This window comes from Niabella aquatica (assembly GCF_054779315.1).
In genome coordinates this window covers 78,225-101,114 of record NZ_BAAGYM010000020.1, presented here as the reverse complement: position 1 = coordinate 101,114, position 22,890 = coordinate 78,225, and the positions used below count along the sequence as shown (strand labels likewise).

Here is a 22,890-nt window from a genome sequence, read left to right as displayed (position 1 = left end):
CCAACAGGGTACTCCGTACATCAATTGAACAATGATACCCAATATACAGGTGCTGCTTTCTCTCTACCACCAGAGAGGCAACCACAGGATGCGGGTAATAACCTGTTCCCCGTTTTTGTAAAGCTGGAGCAACTGAAGCTGCTGATCATAGGCGGGGGGAATATTGGTCTTGAAAAATTGCAGGCGGTTATTAATAATGCACCGGCAACGCAAATAAAACTGGTAGCGATTGAAATAAGCGATGCTGTTAAAGCCTTTGCCGCCTCTTATCCGAATATTGCTTTGGAGCAAAGGGCTTATCAAAAAGAGGATATAGCCAATGCAAACCTGGTCATTGCTGCTGTAAATGATTTAAAGGTAGCAGAGGAAGTAAAACAAGACGCCGAGGCTTGTGAGAAATTAGTGAACGTGGCGGATAAGCCCGAGTTTTGCGATTTCTATTTAGGATCAGTTGTAAAAAAAGGGAATTTAAAAATCGCCATTTCCACAAACGGCAAATCTCCCACTATCGCCAAACGCTTAAAGGAACTGCTCAATGAAACAATCCCCGAAGATATCGACACGCTGCTGAACAATATGCAGGCCTTGCGTAACCGGCTTTCCGGCGACATGGAGCACAAAGTAAAAGTGCTGAATAATGTTACGCGCACTATGGTGGAGAAACCTGATGAAGCTTTAAAAGAGTTTGAAACGGGTAATGAGTCTTCCGCTGAAATCGTTGACTCTGCTGATGTTGTAGCCAAAGCGCAAAAAAGTGCTAACTGGTATTTAATTATTTTAGGCATTGTGTTACTGGTAGGATTAAGTATATATGCTTTGTATGCCTTTGGCCTGGTAAATGATATTCTGTACGCCCTGAATAAAGACCATCACCTGTTTTACTGGATGCTGCTAACTGGCTTCCTGGCAGAGATTGTTGCCGGTTCTATGGGAATGGGATATGGTGTAATTTGCACCACTATCCTGTTAATGTTAAATGTGGCGCCTCCTGTTGTAAGCGCCAGCATCCATTCTGCAGAATCTTTTACAACGGCTGCAGGCAGCATCAGCCATTATAAGCTGGGTAATGTAAATAAAAAGCTGATCAAGGTTCTGGCATTGCCTGCTGTTATTGGCGCTGTTATCGGCGCTTTATTGCTTACTTATGTAGGCGAGCGCTATGCAAAGATCACCAAGCCATTTATAGCTGCCTATACATTGTACCTGGGTGTGAGGATTTTGATGAATGTATTTAAGAAGAAGAATCATACAAAGATCAAAAGGAAGAAAACAAATATTCCGCTGTTAGGCTTTGTGGGTGGGTTTATTGATTCTTTCGGCGGAGGCGGATGGGGACCCCTGGTAACAGGCACGTTTATTAAAAACGGCAGAACGCCGCGATATGTTGTAGGGAGCTCTACCGTTGCAAAGTTCATACTCACTATAACAAGTGCTGTTACTTTCATATTCACTATTGGCATCCAGCATTGGAATATTGTGGCCGGGCTTTTAATAGGGGGCATTATAACGGCCCCGTTCTCGGCCATGCTCACATCAAAGCTTCCCGTAAAAAAGATGTTTTTTCTTGTAGGTGTTCTGGTAATTGCTATGAGCATTATAACTATTTATAAAGCGCTTTTTTTATAGGAAATTCCAGCCGGCGCCTGTATAGAATATAATTGCGCTCTTGTAAAACCTGTTAATCGATTTTACATCTACTTTTATAAAGGCGGTATCAAAATATTTACTTGGTGCATTTTACTTTCAGCTTTTATATAGTAAGGGTCTCTCAGTATAAAAAATTTAACCATTTTTTTACTTTCTGCTTAGGCGGGATCAATCTGATCTTTATTTACTTTTGATACTGCAATCAATTTTTCAATGAGGGTAGCTGTTTTTATTCTTTGCCTCTTTTCACTGCTGGTTACATCAGGCGCAAGCGGCTGCAGCAAAATACATACAGGCAATGTAAAGTTTGCTGCCTCAACCAGGTATGAAGTTTCCAGTTCCTGCTTTTCCCGGTTTGTTACAGAGCATATTACCACCAGTAGTATTATTTCTGCTGTTGGAGAGCAGGAAGAAGACGACAGTCATGATGATACCGCGAAGGTACCTGTTACTACTGTAAATAACTGCTTACTATCTGCCTGGTACTGCAGTGATTCTTGTTCTTTACACAACAGGGATGTTTTTCGCCGCTGCCAGTTTAAGTTAACCTGTAAAGCATATATACACCTGCGGGCCTTGCGCATATAGCGTTTTCCGGATATGGTTTTATCCCGGGCCGCTCATCGCAGAATGATTAAATAAATTACTGCCGTGATTTATTTCATAGCCAGTAACCAGGCTATCCAATATTTTAACTGATAATTTTTCCCTTTTGCAGGATCTTTCCATCCTGCAAAGTTTAATAAGCCGGAAGGCTATTACGATGTACGGCTCATACAGGCGCCGGCGGCAAATCGTTGATTCTACCGGCAATGATCATACTATTAAAATTACAAAAAAGTAACTGATGAAAATTGTTGTAATGCTTGCAGGCTTTTTAGCCTTGCTAAGCCAAACCAGCTGCAAATCTAAAGCAGAAGAAAAAGAAGCAGAAGTAAGATACATTGTAACAAGCCCGTTACAGGCAGATACTTCCGTTAGTAAAGAATATGTATCGCAAATAAGATCGGTACGTAATATAGAAGTAAGGGCGCAGGAAAAAGGTTTTCTGCAAAAAATTTATGTAGATGAAGGGCAGTATGTTAAGGCCGGGCAGCTGATGTTTCGTATTATGCCACAGGTGTACGAAGCCGAACTATTGAAAGCCCGCGCCGAAGCAAATGCTGCCGAAATAGAACTTGAAAATGCAAAAATGCTGGCAGATAAAAACATCGTATCAAAGAATGAGCAGCGGCTGGCCCAGGCAAAGCTCGACGAGGCAAGAGCAGAAATGAGGCTGGCCCAGGTAAACTTATCTTTTACAGAAATAAGGGCACCTTTTAGCGGTACTATCAATCGCATCCCGTTAAAGTTGGGAAGTCTTATTGATGAAGGTGCACTGCTTACCAATCTCTCTGATAACAGCGAGGTGTTTGCGTATTTCAACGTATCGGAGCCAGAGTACTTAAATTACCAGGCTAACCGTAAAAAGAACGGGTTGCAAATGGTGGATCTGATCCTTGCAAACGGAGAACCGCTGGGAGTACCTGGCAAAATAGAAACGGTCGAAAGCGAATTCAACAATGAAACAGGCAATATTGCATTCCGGGCAAGATTTTCTAATCCAGAAGGCTTATTAAAGAACGGAGAAACCGGCAAAGTAAAAATGACGGTTCCATTAAAAAATGCGCTGCTTATTCCTCAAAAAGCTACTTACGAGCTGCAGGACAGGATCTATGTTTTTGTGGTCGATAAAAACAATATCGTTAAATCGCGCAACATTACCATTGACGCAGAAATGCCCGATGTGTATGTAGTAAGCACCGGCTTATCGGCCGGGGATAAGATATTGCTGGAAGGTGTGCAAACGGCAAAAGAAGATCAGAAAATACAGTACGATTATAAGCAGCCGGGCGAAGTAATGAGAAGCTTGAAATTAAAGGCAGAGTAAATTATTAAAAGAAAATTCTATGTTTGGAACATTCATAAAAAGGCCCGTTCTTTCCATTGTTATATCACTCATTATTGTTTTTCTAGGAATACTGGCATTAACCGGGCTGCCCGTAACGCAATTCCCTTCTGTATCTCCGCCCAAAGTAAACATCACTGCAGAATATCCCGGGGCTAATAACGAGCTGTTGATTAAATCAGTGGTCATTCCGCTCGAAAGGGCGCTGAACGGGGTGCCCGGCATGAAGTACATAGCTTCTGATGCAGGTAACGATGGCGAAGCCACGATACAGGTAGTGTTTAACCTGGGTACCGATCCTAACCAGGCATCATTGAATGTGCAAAACCGGGTGGCAGCTGTAACCAACAAATTGCCTCCGCTGGTAATACGCGAAGGTGTAAAGATCAGCCGTGAGGAATCGAATATGCTGATGTACATTAACCTTTATACAAAGGATACTTCGATGGGTGAAAACTTTTTGTACAACTATGCCGACATCAATTTGCTGGCCGAATTAAAACGGGTAGATGGTGTAGGCTTTGCTGATATTTTAGGGAACCGCGAGTACGCTATGCGTATATGGTTAAAGCCCGACAGGATGCTGGCGTATAAGATATCGGCCGATGAAGTGATGGAGGCATTGAATGAGCAAAGCCTCGAAGCCTCGCCTGGCAAAACAGGCGAAAGTTCGGGCAAAAGATCGCAGTCATTCGAATATGTATTAAAGTACCCCGGCAGGTTTAGCACAAAAGACGGATATGAAAATATTGTGGTAAGATCCAGTCCCGAAGGAGCGCTGCTTCGCTTAAAAGATGTGGCCGATATAGAGTTTGGAAGCTCTATGTACGACCTGTATTCTCATCTTAATGGAAAGCCATCGGCAGCTATTGTTTTAAAGCAGTCTTACGGAAGCAACGCCAGCCAGGTAATTGCAGATGTAAAAGCAAAAATGAAAGAGCTGAAGGAGAACTTTCCCAAAGGCATGGACTACGAAATAAGCTATGATGTATCCAGGTTTTTAGATGCTTCAATTGAAAAAGTAATTCATACTCTGGTGGAAGCATTCATTTTGGTGGGAATTGTAGTATTTGTTTTTTTAGGTGATTGGCGCTCTACAATCATCCCTATTATTGCAGTACCTGTATCGTTAATCGGCACATTTGTGTTCATGCAATTCTTTGGTATAACGCTTAATCTGATTACATTATTTGCGCTGGTGCTGGCTATTGGTGTGGTGGTGGATGATGCAATAGTGGTGATAGAAGCGGTACATGCCAAAATGGAAAAGAGTAATATATCGCCATTGAAGGCCACGCAACAGGCTATGAAGGAAATAAGCGGGGCTATTGTTGCCATTACGTTTTTAATGGCATCGGTGTTTATACCCGTTGCATTCATGTCAGGACCGGTAGGTATTTTTTACAGGCAGTTCTCTATTACAATGGCTACGGGCATCATTCTATCCGGGCTTGTAGCCCTTACACTTACGCCTGCGCTTTGCGCTATCATACTTAAAAATCATCATGGAAAGCACACCAGGAAAACGATTATTGACCTGTTTATCGATGGTTTCAATAAGCGGTTCAATCTTTTATCCAACAGGTATATGCGGCTTCTGAATAAAGTGATAAGCCGGCGCGTTATTACTTTTGGTTTGCTGATCGTTTTTTGTGTGGGCATATGGCTGTTCAGCGGCAGTGTTCCCTCAGGCTTTATACCCAACGAAGACCAGGGAATGATCTATGCTATTATACTAACGCCTCCCGGCTCATCGCTCGAAAGAACCAATGAAGTGTCGGAAAGGCTGCAGCAGCTGGCAGGGCATATAGATGGGGTATCATCGGTATCGTCACTTGCCGGTTACGAAGTGCTTACAGAGGGTACAGGCTCCAACTCCGGTACCTGTTTAATCAACCTAAAAGACTGGAAGGAACGTAAGCATTCTGCCCTCGAAATTATAAAAGAGCTCGAAGAAAGAGCTAAAAATATTCCCGGTGCTGCCATCGAATTTTTTCAGCCGCCGGCTGTACCGGGGTATGGCGCTGCGGGAGGATTTGAGCTGCGCCTGCTGGATAAAGCCGGCAGCGGCGATTATAAGCTGATGGAAAAAGTAAGCAGAGATTTTGTAAAAGAGCTTAACAAACATAAAGAGCTATCCTCGGTATTTACATTTTACAGTGCCAGTTTCCCGCAGTATATGTTAAGAATTGACAACGATCTGGCACAGCAAAAAGGGGTTACTATCGATAACGCAATGAATACACTTTCCACTTTAATAGGCAGTAATTATGAAACCAGCTTTATCCGGTTCGACAGGCAGTATAAAGTGATTGTACAGGCCTTGCCGCAATACAGGGCATTGCCTGACGATATTTTAAAGTTATACGTAAAAAATAACCGGGATGAAATGGTGCCATTTTCCGCTTTTATGAAGATGGAAAAAGTATATGGCCTTTCGGAAATAACAAGGCACAATATGTACAATGCATCAGAAATAAGTGGTGCTGCGGCGCCGGGATACAGCAGCGGTGAAGCTATTGCAACAATTAACGAAGTAGCTAAAAAAACGCTGCCACGGGGCTTTGGTATAGATTGGGCAGGCATTTCAAAGGATGAAGTATCGCGCGGTAACGAAGCTGTTTACATTTTTCTTATTTGCCTTGGCTTTGTGTATTTAATTCTTTCTGCCCAGTATGAAAGCTTTATTCTTCCGCTTGCGGTGATACTCTCTTTGCCTGCCGGTATTTTTGGCGCTTTTCTTTTCTTGCAATTATTCGGACTGGAAAACAATATCTATGCCCAGATAGCAATGGTAATGCTGATCGGATTGCTGGGAAAAAATGCAGTATTGATAGTAGAGTTTGCTGCGCAAAAACACAGCACCGGTATTTCTGTTTTAAGCTCGGCCATGGAGGCTGCCAAGATTAGGTTCAGACCTATCTTAATGACATCATTTGCTTTTATTGCCGGGTTAATACCTCTCGTATTTGCAACGGGCCCTGGTAAAATAGGCAACAGAACTATTGGCGCTGCGGCTGCGGGTGGAATGATAATAGGAACCTTATGCGGTGTTGTGCTGATACCCGGGTTGTATTATGTTTTTGGCTCAATAGCCGCCAGGCGCAAACTGATAAAAATAGAAGATGAGAATCCTTTAACAGAAGAAATTGAGCATCATGATAAATAACAAACGTTATCAATGGACGGGGATCATTGCAGCCTTCATCCTATACACAGGATGTGGTATCCCGAATGTGGTTCGGAAAACAGAGAATAAGGCCGTGCCGCAGGTATATAACAGCTATACAGATACAGCGAACACAGCGCTGGTAAGCTGGCGCGATTTTTTTACCGATCCTAACCTGGTGAACCTGATTGATACAGCATTAAAAAATAACCAGGAGTTAAACATCGTATTACAGGAAATTGAAATAGCCCGCAACGAGGTAAAGGCTAAAAAGGGCGAGCTATTGCCTGCAGTAAATTACAGGGCAGGTATAGGTGTAGATAAGGCCGGGCGATATACCAGCCAGGGCGCGGGCGATGCGTCTACCGATATTACTCCCGGTAAAAAAGTACCTGATTATTTAGGAGACTTTAGTATTGGCCTGAATGCGAACTGGGAGGTTGACATCTGGAACAGGTTGCATAACGCAAGGGATGCAGAAATAGAAAGATACCTTGCCACAGTAGAAGGGAAAAATTTTGTGTACACCAACCTGATCGCCGAAGTAGCTAACAGCTACTACGAGCTGCTATCGCTCGATTATCAATGGAATATTGTAAAACAAAATATAGCATTGCAGAAGAATGCGCTGGAAATTGTGAAAATACAGAAGCAGGCAGCCAGAACTAACGAACTGGCAGTACAAAAATTTGAAGCAGAGGTGAAAAGCACCGAAAGCCGGGAGTACGAAATTCGGCAGAATATTCAGGAAACAGAAAACAGGATCAATTTTTTACTGGCCAGGTACCCGGCGCCAATCATACGTACCCACACCGATTTTATGAACCTTTCGTTGTCGCCTGTAAGTGTAGGTATACCATCGCAGTTGCTGGCGAACAGGCCCGATATAAGGCAGGCTGAGCTGGAACTTGCTGCATCTAAGCTGGATGTAAAAGTGGCCCGGGCGCAGTTCTATCCTTCCTTCGATATATCGGCTATTATAGGTTTCCAGGCTTTTAATCCCGGGTACCTGGTCAGGTTTCCCGAATCAGTTGTAACCTCGCTGGTGGGTGACCTTGCGGGCCCCCTAATTAATAAAAATGCCATCAAAGCGCAATACCTGACGGCCAATGCAAAACAGCTGCAGGCCGTGTACAGCTATGAACGTTCTATATTGAACGGGTATATCGAAGTGGCTAATCAGCTTTCAAATATCAGCAATCTGCAAAAGGCATATGATAAAAAAATAACGCAGGTAGCTGCCTTAACCCGATCGATAGAAGTTTCAAATGATTTATTTAAAGCAGCAAGAGCTGATTACCTGGAGGTATTAATGACCCAGCGTGATGCGCTGGAAGCCAAGCTGGATTTAGTGGAAACGAAGAAAAACCAGCTTTGCGGTGTAGTAAACATATATAAGAGCCTGGGAGGTGGCTGGCAATAGATTTGCCGTACTGACCCAAAAGTAATGTCAGCCTGATATTACAGTGCGCTTGTCGGGCTGCTACCAACAGCTGGCGGTACACATGTCTTATTGTACGTCATGCCGGATGGTTATCGGGAGCAATACGCTAATCAAGCAGCCTTTGGTGCCAGACCCTGCGCCGCTTTCAACAGTATACTATGGTAAGCATTCGTTGCGGCAATCCTTCTTACTGCCGCCTATTTTGGTATCAAAGGAAGGTAATTGTGTCATTTGGAAAAACTTGTAAAATAATACTCTACTTTTTTTGTGGACTAATTGTCTTGTTCTATATTTGCGATCTGATTTAAAATTTATGTACACAAAAAATCATTACTGTTCGTGTTGTTGCTGTAATACATAACCGGTGCTATTCTGCATGGGTAACCGAAGCGCTTTTTTTTTAACTAATTAGTCTATAATGTTTATAGACTAATGGGTTTTCTATTGCTACTAATCAAAAATCTTTATCAATCACATCTCGTTAAAATACTGAATAATGAATAAAAAACGTTCCTATCAGTCAATGCTTATCCTGCTTATCCTTCACTTTTTTCCTGCTTTTTTATATGCACAACTTGTGGGTCGTGTGGTAAATGAAAGCAATGATGCCTTAGCCGGGGCCAGTGTAATAATCAAAGGCACTACACAGGGCAGCAGCACCGATGCAACGGGTATTTTTACATTATCGCCTGTTCCGGGCATTCCTTTTACTCTTACTGTTTCTTCGGTGAATTATGCAACCAGGAATGTAGTAGTGAGAAACACCGATGATACGCTTCTCATAAAACTGCAGGTGCTCTATCACACCGATACGGTAGTAATCACTTCCCGCAGAAGACGGGAACTTTCGCAGGATGTACCTATCGCCGTATCTGTAATAGGTGGCAGCCAGATAGCAGAGGCAGGAGCTTTTAATGTGAACCGTGTTAAAGAGCTGGTGCCATCGCTTCAGCTCTATACCTCAAATCCCAGAAATACAGGCATTAATATACGGGGACTGGGTTCTCCCTTTGGTTTAACCAATGATGGTCTTGATCCTGGTGTGGGTTATTATGTAGATGGCGTTTACTATGCAAGGCCCGCTGCGGCAACCCTTGATTTTATTGATATTGAAAGATTCGAGGTGTTAAGAGGCCCGCAGGGCACCTTATTTGGCAAAAACACAACCGCTGGTGCTATTAACATTACAACACGCAAGCCATCTTTTGTTCCTGGCGGTACGCTCGAAGTAAGTTATGGCAATTATGGCTATATACAGGCCAAAGCATCTGTAACCGGACCGCTTACACAAAAACTGGCTGCGCGCGTATCCTTTTCCGGAACGCAGCGCGATGGGGTTATAAAAAATATCCGTACCGATAAATATACCAATGATATCAACAACCTGGGTTTAAGAACACAGTTGCTGTATAATGTTTCAGATAATACGCAGGTTACACTTTCTGGTGATTATAATAAGCAGAAGCCCGATGGATATGCACAGGTGGTTGCAGGCGTGGTTACCACGAAGAGGCCTGCGTACCGGCAGTTCAATGCCATTATTGCCGACCTGAATTATACCTTGCCAAGCACTAATGCTTTTGACAGGATCATAGACCACGATACACCGTGGAATTCGGGTAATGAAATTGGTGGAGTTTCTTTGAACTTCGACAGTAAAATCGGCCCGGGTACGCTTACCGCCACTTCTGCCTACCGGTACTGGATCTGGGAACCTTCCAACGACAGGGATTTTACAGGTTTGCAGGCCCTCGCAAAATCCCAGAATCCGGCAAAGCATAAAAATTTCTCACAGGAAATAAGGTATGCCGGTGATATCAGCGACAGGTTAAGTGGTGTGATCGGTGTTTATTATATCGGGCAGGAGGTAAAAGTTACCGGTACCGAAGAGTCTGGAAAAGATCAGTGGCGCTTTTCACAAAGCTCTGCCAGTGAGTTATGGAAAACGCCCGGCCTTTTTGAAGGTTATGGAATAAGAACCAATTCTTCCATAAGATCCAAAAGCGCTGCATTATTCGCCAATGCAGACTGGGAGGTTTTTAACCATTTTCATATACAACCGGGCGTACGGTTAAACTACGATGAAAAAGTGGTTGTTTATGATCGCGTTGCTTACGGGGGCCTGGAAACCACCGACCCTGCATTAGTAGCATTAAAAAAAGGTGTTTACAGCAGCCAGTTTTATAACGCAGATGCTTATGAAAGAAATGCAACTTATCATATAACATTAGCTTACCGGCCCTCAAGAAAAATAAATACCTATGGTACATTCTCTACAAGCTACAAACCTGTGGGAGTAAACGTGGCGGGCCTGCCAACGGTTAACGGAGCTCCGGCAACAGACCTTGCTGTAATAAGGCCCGAGTATACCAAACATTATGAGCTGGGTATAAAAACCACTTTAACCGAAGATCTTACGTTCAATTTGTCTTTATTCAATGATGACATTAAAGATTATCAAACTAATGTACAATCTGCGGAGCTTGGTGTGAACCGTGGCTATATTGCCAATGCCGATAAGGTAAGGGTAAGAGGTGCTGAAGCAGAAGCCAATTACCGGCTGAACCATCATTTTAATTTTTACGGCGCACTTAGCTATACCGAAGGGAAATATATAAAGTTCGCAAATGCACCCTTACCCCTGGAAGAAACCGGCAATACCGTAGATGGTGTACAGGTAGCATTTAAAGATATTTCCGGTGGCGATTTGCCGGGCATTTCTAAATGGGCGGGTTCAGCAGGTGGTGAATATTCAACTCCTTCCTCGTTATTTGGCAGGGCTAACCGGTTTTTTATAGCGGCTGACCTTTTTGCCCGATCGGGATTTTCCTCAAGCCCTTCACCATCTGCATACCTGAATGTGGCAGGTTATGGATTGCTTAATGCAAGACTGGGTTTTAAAGCTGCGAAAGGTTTCTCAGCATTTATATGGGGGCGTAACCTTTTAGATAAAAATTACTACGAGCAATTATTACCTGCAGGTGGTAATGCCGGTCATTATGCCGGCGTGCTTGGAGATCCGCGCACTTTTGGTATAACGCTTAGCTATTCATTTAATGGTAAATAATAACAGACGTGTAAGATCTTAAAAGGTTTAATAGCGCTGTCATAAATTTTGGCAATCAATAAAAGACCTGCTGTTTTTACAGCGGGTCTTTTACGTTTTATAGCGGATATGTAGAAAAATACGATGATACAGACGTTTTTCTTAAATTTTTTGCAGGAAAATACTTTTTAAAGCGTCAAAGGGTTTATGAGAAAATGGGTAACGATCTTTTGCTTTATGGTGCACTACACTGCTTCCGCTCAGGATAGCCGGGATCTGTATTTTCAGCCTGCCTATGCTACAGGTGCGCCTGCGTCAAAGATATTTGAGGAGATAAATTATATACCCCTGCAAACTACAAAAAAAAGCATTTTCGGAAGGATCAGGCAACTGCTGGTATCTGATGAATATTTTATTATCTGGGATGCCGATACCAACTTTATATATTTCTTTGATAAGAAGGGAAAGTTTGTAAAGAAATACAGGCCACCGAATTGTACCGTCAAGACTATTCAGTTAGATAAAGGCAGAAATGCCCTGTTTATTTCAGGAAGTAATAAAAACTTCAGCTTTTCGCCTGCCGAAGTTGAGAAAATGATGGAAGACCCTACCAACAGGTCATTTGCCAGGTTTACCTGGTCGGCCTGGTACGATCTGTCCGATATTCATAAAGAGAAAATACAGCGGCTCAAAGATTTCAGCCTGGCATTGGTATCACCCACAATCTTCAATAACTGGTGGGCATATAGCTACGTTTTTGCTAACAGGAAGTTTAATGATAATACAGGCTATGAACTGAAAGTATATGATGGCGAGAAAAATATCCGCGAAGATTTTTCCTATAACAAAAGGAGCGAAGCTTTTTACTACAAGCCGGAGCAGGTGTCTTTCTTTCCAACCAGTGATAAGGAGCGCCTGTTATTTACACGGCCTTACAATTATAGTATTTACCAGTTAACAAAAGATAGCGTGTCTTTACTGTACACGTTGATTTTGCCACTTGAAAATTCTTTGCCCAAGGCTTTTTTTACGCATCCTTTCCGTTCAAAGAATGACCTGGATCTATACCGCACGCAAAACGGAAGTTTTGTGTGGAAGCTTGACTATGTTTACAGGATGCAGCATTACCTGTTCTTTTCGCTGGATTATAACAAGAGCCCACGGGAACGGAATTTTATGTTTGACGAAGCTACCCGCCGCTTCTATAATACCGGTAAAATAAATACGGACAGCGCGAACGCTTATCTGCCGCTGCTGCAGGCAGGCATTCAATATGCAGACGACAGCTACCTGTATAGCAGCGCTTCTTCTTCTTCTATGTTTCAATCTAACGAAAATAATAAACCAAGAGATCCCCAATACACACCTGTGATAAAACAATATTTTGAAAAAGGTACCCGTACTGATAATCCGGTTATCATTCAGCTGAAACTTAAAAACAAAATTGGATAATGCGGATACTCATCGCTGTGCTGATTGCAATAATACCCTCATTATTATCTGCTCAAAAAGATACCATCCGCTATAATAAAGGGAGTATTACCGGTATCGTGAAGGACTCTGCAGATGATTATGCGTTGCAATCTGTAACCATTACATTGTACAAAAAATCAGACTCTACGTTATTGAATTATTACATAACAGGCGAAGACGGTACTTTTGGCTTTTCTGATATTCCTTTTTTTACACCCGTAAATGTCAACTTTTCCTTTACAGGGTATAATCCTTTTTCTAAGACCATCACTCTCGACACACTTGCTCCCCATTATAATTTTAAAACACTCTTTATGTCTAAAGCACAGGGAGTGATGGATGAAGTAGTAATAAAAGCCGTTGTGCCTGTTACGATGAATGGTGATACGCTTGAGATCAATCCGGCGGCATTTAAGCTGGATTCCAATGCGGTGGTGGAGGATATGTTACGGCGGGTGCCTGGTGTAACAATGTGGGGTGACGGCACTATTACCGTTAACGGGAAAACGGTAAACAACGTATATGTGGATGGGAAGCCGTTTTTTGGCAGCGACCCTGCATTGGCCACACAAAACCTGCCTAAGAATGCCATTGAAAAAATTCAGGTGTACCGGGAAACAGATTACTCTAAGGATAATATAGATGATAATCCGGCCGACTCTTTACTGACGATGAATATCCGGTTGAGGGAGGATAAAAAGTTCGGGTATTTTGGTAAAGCCGGTGCCGGCATTGGTACCGACAGGCGGTACGAGGCAGATGTCTCGGGATTGGGATATAACAAAAAGTTCCGGGGAGGCGTTGCGGCCAGTATGAACAACATTAATAAAACAGCCAGCCTGCAGGAAATGTTCCGGCAGGGTTCTTACCGAAACTATAATCCCAGTAACAGGTATGTGGCCAATTTCGGAAGCTCCGGTGTAAATAAAGTAATGTTTATTGGAGGTAATATGCAGTATGATTTTTCTGAGAGCAATAACAGCCGGTTTAATAACCAGCTAAGGGTTAACTATGATGTCAGGAATACCGATAACTATGTTTCCTCTACAACCGATTCAAGAAACAGTGTCACAGACAGGATTCTGCTGCAGGATTCAGAGCAGGAAACCAGTTCGGCAAATAACAGCCATAGTGGCGGTATAAGTTATAACAAACGGGATCAGGACAAAGATTTTTCGGTGAATGCCAATATGAACTCCTCGAATAATACCAGGTCTTCTAATAGTTTTTCTACCAAAACGGTCGAGGGAGGAAACCCGTTAAGTGAAAGTTCCAACAGGTCATCCACCCAAAGTAAAAACAATAGTATGAGCTTTTCCACTTCTTTCAGAAATAAAGATGATGATGAAAGAAACCTCAAAGGCTTTGGTCTCAACTATAATCTTTCATACAATAACAGCGAAAGTAAAAGTAATGCTATCACTGATTTTATTTCTTATGAAGATGAAAGCCAGAACCAGCATTTCAACCGGTTGAACAGTAATGAATCGTCAGGCTTTAGTAATAACCTGGGAATGAATTATAATGCCCTGAAGCGTTTACTGTTTGGTAACTTTAGTTTATGGAACATCAACCTGGTGCTGAATAATAACGTGAGTGTAACACGGTCTGATGCTAATATAAAGGTGAGCGATTATGACTCTTTAACCGGAGCTTATATAAGAAACGATTCCCTGACACATAATAACAGGGTAACAAGAATAGAAGACCGGCCTTCATTAAGGTTGTCGAAAAATTTTTCAAAGCGTTTGTCAGACAGATTTAACCGGTATATTAATATTACAGCTAATATGCAGGGACAGTTTTTATCAGAAAAAAATGAATCAAGTTTTGATTTCCGCAATATGGACAGATCGTTTAACTTCTTTACTCCTTCGGTTTCTGTAAGTTATAATTATGAAAAGTTTAGCCGTTACAATATTGAAATGAACGTAGCGGGAAACAGGTCGCCTTCTATTCCTTCTGTAGATCAGCTAAGGCCTATTATAGATACCAGCGTGAACGCCTATAATATTAATTTGGGAAATGCTAACCTGCAGCCTTCTGTTACCAGCGCGCTTAACTTCAACTTCAATTACAGGCGTCAGCAACCTGCTAAAAAAGCAGATTATAACTTCGGTATTTCTGCAAGTGTGAGCGATGTAAATGATGCTATTGTGGACAGCAGCTTTTATGACAGGCTAAGCGGCAGGCGTACTACCTACCTGATCAATATGAATGGCAGGCGCATTTATAACGCAGGCTTTAATTCGGGATTGTCTTTCAAGATGAAAAACAACAAAGTATTACAGTTCAATTATTCACTCAGCCTGTCAAATACCACCTCTCCCAACTTTGTGGATGCTATTTATACGGTAACCAGGGCTAATAATATTAATAATAACCTGGGCGTATTTTATACGTTGGGCGATTTCGGAACTGTACAGGTATCGCAAAGCATTAATACGAATAGCAGCACTCAAAGCGGGGGAAGCCTTAAATCATTAAAAGCTGTTAACTATATCACCCAGGGTAATCTGAATATAAACCCTGCAAGAGATCTTACCATTAGCAATACCTTTAATTATGTAACCAATAATACAACCGGGCAGTCATCGGCATTATGGAATGCTTTTGCTACCTACAGGTTCCTGAAAACAAAACAGGCTGAAGTAAAGCTTTCCGCTATGGATATTTTGAAGCAGAATAAGAATATCTCCACTTCTGCCAGTATCAATAACCTCAGCACTACGGTATCCAACGGCCTGCAACAGTTTTTTATGGTTACTTTGTCGTATTACCCGCGCAGGTTTGGCGGTGGAAGGCAGGTTCGGGGCGGTGGAAAAGGTGAAGGGGGAGAGCGTCGCTCCGAAGGTAAATTTGAAAGAAGATCGGCTGGTGGCAGTGGAAACTTTGGTGGAGGCATGCGTAATCGCTAACCCGGAAAGCCCGTTTTACAAGTAATAGAGAAATATATCAGTTAGTAGATTGAAAAACAGATCATTTTAGTATTTAATACTACGAAATAACATCTTAGTAGTAACTTGTTCTATAAATTGAGATTTAACCGAAACATTTAACTTTTGTGCTAAATTCGCGCCTGGCAGGCGGATTTGTTTATTGTTCATCCTGCGTCATTAAAATAGAACTAATAAACGGAATGAGCATTCTTTCATGTTCCCCACGTTTATTATAACATTTAGCGAAGCCGTATCAAAAATAAATTTCACTTATTTGATACGTCTTTCCAAAAAGGATCACTATGAGTTCAATCAGACAATTATTAAGCAAACGCATTTTAGTGCTGGATGGTGCTATGGGCACCATGATCCAGCGGTATAAGCTTACTGAGGAAGATTACAGGGGAGTGCGCTTTAAGGATTGGCATACAGATGTAAAAGGGAATAACGATCTTTTAAGCATTACCCGGCCTGATGTTATTAGAGCTATTCATAAAGAATACCTGAATGCCGGGTCTGATATTATCGAAACCAATACTTTCAGCAGCACATCTATAGCCCAGGCAGATTATGATATGCAGGAGCTGGCGTATGAACTAAACATTGCATCAGTACAATGCGCGCGTGAGGCTATTGATGAATTTATAAACGATATGCCCGGTCTGAACGAAAATCAGAAATCAGAAATCAGAAACCAGAAATTCATAGCGGGTGCTATCGGGCCGCTGAATAAGACATTAAGCCTTTCGCCCGATGTAAATAATCCTGGTTACCGTGCCGTAACCTTTGATGAAGTGGTAGCGGCCTATACAGAACAGATGCGCGGACTAATAGATGCCGGAGCAGATATACTTTTGATCGAAACTATTTTTGACACACTTAATGCCAAGGCGGCCATTTTTGCTGCCAAGAAATACTTCCGCGAACATCCGGGTACAGAACGCGATATCATGATCAGCGGCACTATTACCGATGCTTCCGGGCGAACGCTAAGCGGTCAAACGCTGGAAGCTTTTTATATTTCCGTATCCCATGCCAATCCTTTAAGCATTGGCCTGAACTGTGCGCTTGGAGCAAAAGATATGCGTGCCCACGTGGAAGAGCTTTCCCAGATCGCTTCCTGCTACGTATCGGCTTACCCTAATGCCGGCCTGCCGAATGCAATGGGAGAGTACGATGAGCAGCCGTCAGAAACGGCCGCTTTTCTGGATGATTGGGCAAAGCAGGGTTTTGTAAATATTGTAGGAGGTTGTTGCGGTACTACCCCCGATCATATAAGAGAAATTGCAAGAGCGGTAAAAGGTGTTGCGCCACGGACTTTACCATTGGAAGAAGCAGTCAATTCATAACTTTAAATTACAGAGTACAACAGGGTTGCACGAAGTTAAATGAGCGTTGAGCAGGTTAAAATTGGATATTGATCATCAGGTTGATTTATTTATAGAACAAGAAGTAATTGTAGAAATAAAAACTGTAGAAGCATTGAACGATGTGCATACTGGCCAGGTAGTAACATATTTAAAGCTATCCGGATGCAAAGCGGGGTTGTTTCTTAATTTTTATACAAGTAATTTGAAAAATGGGATTAAAAGATGAATGCTCTAACGCTGTGAAAAAACTTAGTGCATCTCCGTGGTAAAATAAAAGAACATGTCAGTTATCAAACCTTATCTCCGACTTTCAGGTTTAGAGCCGTTAATTGTACGGCCCGAAACGAATTTTATCAATATAGGTGAAAGAACCAATGTAACGGGTTCCAAAAAATTTGCACGCCTTATCCGCGAGAATAAATATGAAGAAGCGTTAAGTGTAGCCCGCCAGCAGGTAGAGAATGGCGCCCAGGTCATCGATATCAATATGGACGATGCCTTGCTGGATGGAGTGCAGGCCATGACTACATTTGTCAACCTGCTTCAAAGCGAACCGGATATTTGTAAAGTGCCGTTGATGATCGACTCATCAAAATTTGAGATCATTGAAGCCGGGTTGAAATGTGTGCAGGGAAAATGTATTGTGAACTCTATCTCTTTAAAAGAAGGAGAAGAAAAGTTTATTGAGCAGGCAATAATCTGCCAGGGCTACGGGGCTGCGGTAATTGTAATGGCTTTTGATGAAAAAGGCCAGGCTGATACCGAAGATAGAAAAGTGGAAATATGCCATCGTGCGTATAAAGTACTAACAGAGCAGGTAGGGTTTAAAGGACAGGACATTATCTTCGACCCCAACATTTTTGCCATCGCTACAGGACTTGAGGAGCATAATAATTATGGGGTAGATTTCATTAATGCCACCCGCCGTATTAAGCAGCTGATGCCTTTGGCTGGTATAAGCGGCGGGGTGAGTAATCTTTCTTTTTCCTTTAGAGGTAACGAGCCGGTGCGTGAGGCCATGCACTCCGTGTTCCTGTATTATGCTATTAAAGCAGGGATGAATATGGGTATCGTAAATGCCGGTCAGCTGGTGGTTTACGATGAAATAGAGCCGCAGCTAAGAGATTTATGTGAAGATGTGATCCTGAACAGAAATAATGAAAACAATGAAGCTACGGAAAAGCTGCTCGCTTTTGCTGAAACTGTAAAATCGGAAGGTAAGGTTCAGAAAAAAGATGATACCTGGAGGCAGGCCCCTGTTGAGGAAAGGTTGAAACATGCGCTGGTAAACGGTATTACAGAATACATTGATGAAGACACCGAAGAGGCCAGGTTAAAATATTCCCGTCCCCTTGAAGTAATTGAAGGTCCCTTAATGGCAGGTATGGATGTAGTAGGAGATCTTTTTGGTGCGGGAAAAATGTTTTTACCCCAGGTGGTAAAAAGTGCCCGGGTGATGAAAAAGTCCGTGGCATGGCTATTCCCTTTTATTGAACAGGAAAAGCTGGACAATCCTGCCGCAGCAACCGGGGGCGCCGGTAAAGTACTTATGGCCACTGTAAAAGGCGATGTGCACGATATCGGCAAAAATATCGTAGGCGTTGTGCTGGGCTGTAATGGCTATGATGTAATTGACCTGGGCGTAATGGTTCCTGCCGATAAGATCCTGGATACAGCGGAAAAGGAGGAAGTGGATATTATCGGGTTAAGCGGGTTGATCACCCCATCACTGGATGAAATGGTACATGTAGCGCGTGAAATGAAACGCCGCAATATGAAACAGCCTTTGCTGATTGGCGGTGCTACCACTTCGCGCATGCACACCGCAGTAAAAATTGCGCCACAGTACAATAATGGAGTGTTGCACGTATTGGATGCATCCAGAAGCGTAACAGCGGTGAGCACGTTGCTGGGAAAAGAGAAAGAGGTGTTGCTGAAAAAAACCGATACGGAGTACGAAAGCCTGCGCCAGCAGTTTGCCAATAAAAATAAAAAAGAACTGATCCCTTATCAGGATGCGATAGCGAATAAAGAAGAGCTCGATTGGGAGCATTATATACCCACGAAGCCTGCTGTTGAAGGAGTGACTGTTTTTAAGGATTTTGATTTAGGTGAAATAGCTAAATATTTAGACTGGAGTCCGTTTTTTATAGCCTGGGAAATGCCCGGCAGGTATCCGGAAGTGCTTAGTGATGATAAGTTTGGTGAAGAGGCAAGAAAGCTTTTAGCTGACGCAGAGAAAATGGTAGCCACCATTGTTGCCGAAAAATGGTTTAAGGCGGATGGCGTGGTTGGTTTTTGGCCGGCTAACAGCAATAATGCAGATACTATTACGGTATATACTGTTGAAGGAGAAGTACGGCTGGAAAGCCTGCGTCAGCAATCCAAGAAAGCAGCCGGACATTACAATTTTTCGCTGGCTGATTTTGTGAGGCCGGTCGCATCCGGCCCATCCGGAGAAGAGGAGTTAGATGCTTTAAACGACCCGCAAAGCGTAAAGGATATTGCCGACATAAGTGCTCCCTCCGGGGGGCAGGAGGCTGGCACAGATTATATAGGAGCCTTTGCAGTTACTATTCATGGGGCTATGGATAAAGTGAAACAGTTTGCTGAAGAGCTTGATGATTATAACAAAATATTGGTACAGGTTTTAGGAGATCGTTTTGTAGAAGCTTTTGCAGAATGTTTACACGAGAAAACCCGTAAAGAACTGTGGGGTTATGCAAAAGATGAAGATCTTACCAACAAAGATCTGATCTGGGAAAAATACCAGGGTATCCGCCCTGCACCTGGTTACCCTGCCTGCCCCGATCATACCGAAAAAGTAAAGCTGTTTAACATGCTGCAGGTAACAGAGAACATTGGTATAACACTTACCGAAAGCCTGGCTATGGATCCGCCGGCTTCTGTTTGCGGCTGGTATTTTGCACATCCTCAAAGCCATTATTTTGGTTTGGGAAAAATAAACCGCGACCAGCTGGAAAATTACGCAGCACGCAAAGGAATGAGTGTGGAAGAGGCTGAGAAATGGTTAAGTCCGGTTTTGCAGTAAGGATATAATGTAAAAGTCATTTTAAAAAGGTTTCAGCGGCGTATACGGTTCAATGAATGTCGGATTGTCATTTTTAAGAGCAGTTACTGTTGAACATTTGTTATATGAGATCTTTCTATTAGCCCAACACTATTTTTACAATCTTTTATTGTCAGGCGTATTATTCAGGCCGGCGAAAGGTATGGGCGAAAATACTATCCTCGTTACAATCGCTCACCATCCAGCTTCTTTCCTCAATTTCCGCTTCAAGCTCTCCCTTATCCCAGCCGCAGTAGCCAATGAATATTTTGATATCTGATGTAGTAAGTGTTTTACTGTTGATATGTGCCACAGCCTTTTTAAAATCTCCTCCGTAGTATATATGCTCAGTAACCCGAACGCCACCAGGTATAAGATCAGCGCGTTTATGAATAAAATAAAGATGGTCCTTATCCACCGGGCCTCCTTCAGATAATGGAAAAGCAGGACTGCTGCTGAATTCCACCAGCTCATTCAGGGCCTTGTCAAAAATTTTGTTAATTACAAAACCTAAAGCACCGTCTTTGTTATGTTCAACAATAAGAATAACCGATTCCTGGAAAACGGCATCCTCCATTGAAGGAGCGCTGACAAGTATTTTACCTGATAGATCATCCATAAGATTATCGTTGAGGCTTTTTATATTTTATTGCTACTTTCACTACCCCGGCATTCACCATATCCAGCCGTCTGGCTGCTTTTTTGGTGAGATCAATGATCCGGCCTTCTACAAAAGGCCCCCTGTCATTGATACGTACTTTTACTTTTTTGCCATTAGACAGGTTAGTGACTTTTACTTTGGTACCAAAGGGTAAGGTTTTGTGGGCTGCCGTCATCCTGTTTTGCCGGAATACAGAACCGTTGGCTGTTTTCCGGCCAATAAATTTATCTGCGTAAAACGAAGCGCTGCCCGATTCAACGATCTTTTTGCTGCAGCCGTGAAGTAAAAAGACGGACATTATTATAACGATACTTAAAAATCTGATCTTCATGTTTGATAATCCTGATTGACGCTTGTCAAAAATATAAGATTAGGATTAAACTTGTACATAAAAAACAAAACCCCCTAAAGGGAGTTCTGAATGATGTATTCCGAGCATTAGCAGTGTCGGGAGCAATAAATATTTTTAAAACTTACCTGAAAATTTCCCGTTACTTAAAGTTATGTTGGTATTGCTGGTTTGATTGATACAATATGCATCAAAGGTTCCTTCTATTTCAGAGTCGGTTAGTTTCGTAATATTGAAGTTGCCTGTACTTGAAGCATAAGACTCCTGGTTGCTACCTGCATTAGAGATGCCAATACTTAATACAGCTCCTGTATTTGCCGAGCTGCTGCTTTCAAACTTGCCGCTGATGGTGCCGGTATGATTTAAAGGTACGTGTATAGCCAGTTGCGCTGTACCTATTTGTGTGCCGTTTGTTTGAATGGCGGTAATGGTTATCTGCGTGCGGTTCACAGTATTTGATTTATTGGCGAAAGCCCCCGCAACAGTGTTGGATTTAAACTCATTTTTACCTCCAAACGATTTGTTGGTTGAGAACTGAATGGATGCTTTCCCAACGCCAGTGTCACTTCCGGAGCTTCCTTTTTTGCAGGAAGTAAAACTAAATGCAGTTAGAATAGCTGCAGCCGTCAGGCATCTTAAAGAAGCTTTGATTTTGATCATGGTATTTTTTTTAATTTGAAGAGAGAAGTATTGTATTATTTAATTTCTTTTAAAAATTCGGCGGTATGATATTCAATAAATTTTTTACCTGCCATATAAGCGCCTTCGGTATATTTTTTTTCATCTACGGGAATCACTGTGGTGTTTTTAGATACTACATTATCTGGATTATACCAGGTGCCGTAGGTGGTAGCAACCCCTACAAAATCCCTGCGGCTACCGGCAAAGCTCTGAAGCTTTTTGTCTTCGATAACGCCTTCTATATCAAGTGGGCTTTTGAGCCCCCCGATATAGCTACTGTTTACACCAAGGCCTGTCGGCACTTTTCCATGGTAAAAGCCGGCCTGGCTGGTGGCAGCCACTGCTTTGTTTTGGCCTTTCAGCTTTAATTTTGCGTCGCTTTTCATAATAATGGCTTCTGTATCCGCAAGCCTGAGCGAAGTTTTCACCTTTATGTTAGCTCCGGCAAGATCTAAAGCATCTTTATCTTTTACAAAAAGTATGAACAGGTCCACATCTGCAATGATAGCGTCGTTTAACTGGTTAGACAGTTTCCCGTATATGGTGTTTGTATTGCCCAGGAACCCGCCCGATTTTTCTTTACCTGACGCAGAGATATTTTTTACATAGTATTCAAAGCCCGTAGGTGTGGTAGCTAGTGTACCCGGGAACTGCGCTTCGTTAATCTTACCACCTGTTACTTTGGTATAACCGCTGTAAGTGCCGGTTTTCCCGGCTTCTTCGGCAGGTACAATCTCGAGTCCTTTTGCTTTTAGCATGGAGGTGAAATCCCCGAACAGCCTGTCGGTAACTTCCTGGATACCGGCTTCGGTAATATTTTCCAACCCCACAGATAAAGAAGCCAGCGCATCTCCTTTATATCCTCCGCCCAGCATGCGTCCTCCTTGCTTAAAATCTTCTTTTTCATTATATACCTGGTAGTTTACCGTAAAGGATGCGATGTATATACGATTGGCGTTTTTTACTTTATTCAGTCCGTAAGACTGGTCTTTGGGTTTAAAATCCCCAAGGGTTTGTGCAACACAATTAGCAGCAGTAAAAGCTATTAAAAAAAAGGGCGCTACAAATTTCATATATGTAAAAATTATTTCCA

At 42.5% G+C, this 22,890-nt stretch carries 15 protein-coding genes; 11 read left to right on the top strand and 4 right to left on the bottom strand.

All coding sequences use genetic code 11. From position 1 onward, the window contains the following. Positions 1–24: 24 nt before the first annotated feature. The 11 genes from ACYVBM_RS15810 to metH all read left to right on the top strand — a co-directional run bounded on the left by ACYVBM_RS15810 (position 25) and on the right by metH (position 20,088). Positions 25–1,626, top strand: coding sequence for a TSUP family transporter (locus ACYVBM_RS15810; RefSeq protein ID WP_460686657.1), 1,602 nt, complete (start codon positions 25–27; stop codon positions 1,624–1,626). Between the two features lie 234 nt (positions 1,627–1,860). Then, a complete protein-coding gene (locus ACYVBM_RS15805) occupies positions 1,861–2,235 on the top strand; it encodes a hypothetical protein (protein WP_460686656.1) in 375 nt (124 codons plus the stop codon). A gap of 259 nt (positions 2,236–2,494) precedes the next feature. Further along, the gene (locus tag ACYVBM_RS15800) at positions 2,495–3,577 is read left to right on the top strand and encodes an efflux RND transporter periplasmic adaptor subunit (protein WP_460686655.1); all 1,083 of its coding nucleotides are present in this window, start codon (positions 2,495–2,497) and stop codon (positions 3,575–3,577) included. A 19-nt stretch (positions 3,578–3,596) separates the two neighbouring features. Then, complete coding sequence (locus tag ACYVBM_RS15795; RefSeq protein ID WP_460686654.1) at positions 3,597–6,764, top strand: efflux RND transporter permease subunit; 3,168 nt, start codon at positions 3,597–3,599, stop codon at positions 6,762–6,764. Continuing rightward, the gene (locus tag ACYVBM_RS15790; RefSeq protein ID WP_460686653.1) at positions 6,754–8,187 is read left to right on the top strand and encodes a TolC family protein; all 1,434 of its coding nucleotides are present in this window, start codon (positions 6,754–6,756) and stop codon (positions 8,185–8,187) included. Before ACYVBM_RS15795 ends, ACYVBM_RS15790 begins: the two co-directional genes overlap by 11 nt. 517 nt (positions 8,188–8,704) lie before the next feature. After that, positions 8,705–11,275: a TonB-dependent receptor gene (locus ACYVBM_RS15785; RefSeq protein WP_460686652.1), complete on the top strand. Its 2,571-nt coding sequence runs from the start codon at positions 8,705–8,707 to the stop codon at positions 11,273–11,275. Positions 11,276–11,461: 186 nt separating this feature from the next. Then, positions 11,462–12,706: a 6-bladed beta-propeller gene (locus ACYVBM_RS15780; RefSeq protein ID WP_460686651.1), complete on the top strand. Its 1,245-nt coding sequence runs from the start codon at positions 11,462–11,464 to the stop codon at positions 12,704–12,706. Then, positions 12,706–15,645 (top strand): outer membrane beta-barrel protein, encoded by a 2,940-nt coding sequence (locus ACYVBM_RS15775; protein WP_460686650.1) that lies wholly within the window; start codon positions 12,706–12,708, stop codon positions 15,643–15,645. Before ACYVBM_RS15780 ends, ACYVBM_RS15775 begins: the two co-directional genes overlap by 1 nt. A 323-nt stretch (positions 15,646–15,968) precedes the next feature. After that, on the top strand, positions 15,969–17,015 hold the full coding sequence (locus ACYVBM_RS15770; protein WP_460686649.1) for a homocysteine S-methyltransferase family protein: 1,047 nt from the start codon (positions 15,969–15,971) through the stop codon (positions 17,013–17,015). 46 nt (positions 17,016–17,061) lie between these two features. Next, the gene (locus ACYVBM_RS15765) at positions 17,062–17,262 is read left to right on the top strand and encodes a GxxExxY protein (RefSeq protein WP_460686648.1); all 201 of its coding nucleotides are present in this window, start codon (positions 17,062–17,064) and stop codon (positions 17,260–17,262) included. Positions 17,263–17,316: 54 nt separating this feature from the next. Continuing rightward, positions 17,317–20,088 (top strand): methionine synthase, encoded by a 2,772-nt coding sequence (gene metH / locus ACYVBM_RS15760; protein ID WP_460686647.1) that lies wholly within the window; start codon positions 17,317–17,319, stop codon positions 20,086–20,088. Positions 20,089–20,248: 160 nt separating this feature from the next. On the opposite strand, the gene ACYVBM_RS15755 is transcribed toward metH, so the two are convergent. From ACYVBM_RS15755 to ACYVBM_RS15740, 4 genes are all read right to left on the bottom strand, one after another. Further along, positions 20,249–20,725 (bottom strand): YqgE/AlgH family protein, encoded by a 477-nt coding sequence (locus ACYVBM_RS15755; protein ID WP_460686646.1) that lies wholly within the window; start codon positions 20,723–20,725, stop codon positions 20,249–20,251. A 4-nt stretch (positions 20,726–20,729) separates the two neighbouring features. Further along, the gene (locus ACYVBM_RS15750) at positions 20,730–21,098 is read right to left on the bottom strand and encodes a septal ring lytic transglycosylase RlpA family protein (RefSeq protein ID WP_460686645.1); all 369 of its coding nucleotides are present in this window, start codon (positions 21,096–21,098) and stop codon (positions 20,730–20,732) included. 135 nt (positions 21,099–21,233) lie between these two features. Continuing rightward, the gene (locus ACYVBM_RS15745) at positions 21,234–21,776 is read right to left on the bottom strand and encodes a hypothetical protein (protein ID WP_460686644.1); all 543 of its coding nucleotides are present in this window, start codon (positions 21,774–21,776) and stop codon (positions 21,234–21,236) included. A 35-nt stretch (positions 21,777–21,811) separates the two neighbouring features. After that, the gene (locus tag ACYVBM_RS15740; protein WP_460686643.1) at positions 21,812–22,870 is read right to left on the bottom strand and encodes a hypothetical protein; all 1,059 of its coding nucleotides are present in this window, start codon (positions 22,868–22,870) and stop codon (positions 21,812–21,814) included. Positions 22,871–22,890: the final 20 nt, after the last annotated feature.

Bases quoted from the DNA above. Each gene is read 5' to 3' on its own strand.
- ACYVBM_RS15805 (WP_460686656.1), top strand. From the start codon at position 1,861: ATGAGGGTAGCTGTTTTTATTCTTTGCCTCTTTTCACTGCTGGTTACA.
- ACYVBM_RS15800 (WP_460686655.1), top strand. From the start codon at position 2,495: ATGAAAATTGTTGTAATGCTTGCAGGCTTTTTAGCCTTGCTAAGCCAA.
- ACYVBM_RS15795 (WP_460686654.1), top strand. From the start codon at position 3,597: ATGTTTGGAACATTCATAAAAAGGCCCGTTCTTTCCATTGTTATATCA.
- ACYVBM_RS15790 (WP_460686653.1), top strand. From the start codon at position 6,754: ATGATAAATAACAAACGTTATCAATGGACGGGGATCATTGCAGCCTTC.
- ACYVBM_RS15785 (WP_460686652.1), top strand. From the start codon at position 8,705: ATGAATAAAAAACGTTCCTATCAGTCAATGCTTATCCTGCTTATCCTT.
- ACYVBM_RS15780 (WP_460686651.1), top strand. From the start codon at position 11,462: ATGAGAAAATGGGTAACGATCTTTTGCTTTATGGTGCACTACACTGCT.
- ACYVBM_RS15775 (WP_460686650.1), top strand. From the start codon at position 12,706: ATGCGGATACTCATCGCTGTGCTGATTGCAATAATACCCTCATTATTA.
- ACYVBM_RS15770 (WP_460686649.1), top strand. From the start codon at position 15,969: ATGAGTTCAATCAGACAATTATTAAGCAAACGCATTTTAGTGCTGGAT.
- metH (WP_460686647.1), top strand. From the start codon at position 17,317: ATGTCAGTTATCAAACCTTATCTCCGACTTTCAGGTTTAGAGCCGTTA.
- ACYVBM_RS15755 (WP_460686646.1), bottom strand. From the start codon at position 20,725: ATGGATGATCTATCAGGTAAAATACTTGTCAGCGCTCCTTCAATGGAG.
- ACYVBM_RS15750 (WP_460686645.1), bottom strand. From the start codon at position 21,098: ATGAAGATCAGATTTTTAAGTATCGTTATAATAATGTCCGTCTTTTTA.
- ACYVBM_RS15745 (WP_460686644.1), bottom strand. From the start codon at position 21,776: ATGATCAAAATCAAAGCTTCTTTAAGATGCCTGACGGCTGCAGCTATT.
- ACYVBM_RS15740 (WP_460686643.1), bottom strand. From the start codon at position 22,870: ATGAAATTTGTAGCGCCCTTTTTTTTAATAGCTTTTACTGCTGCTAAT.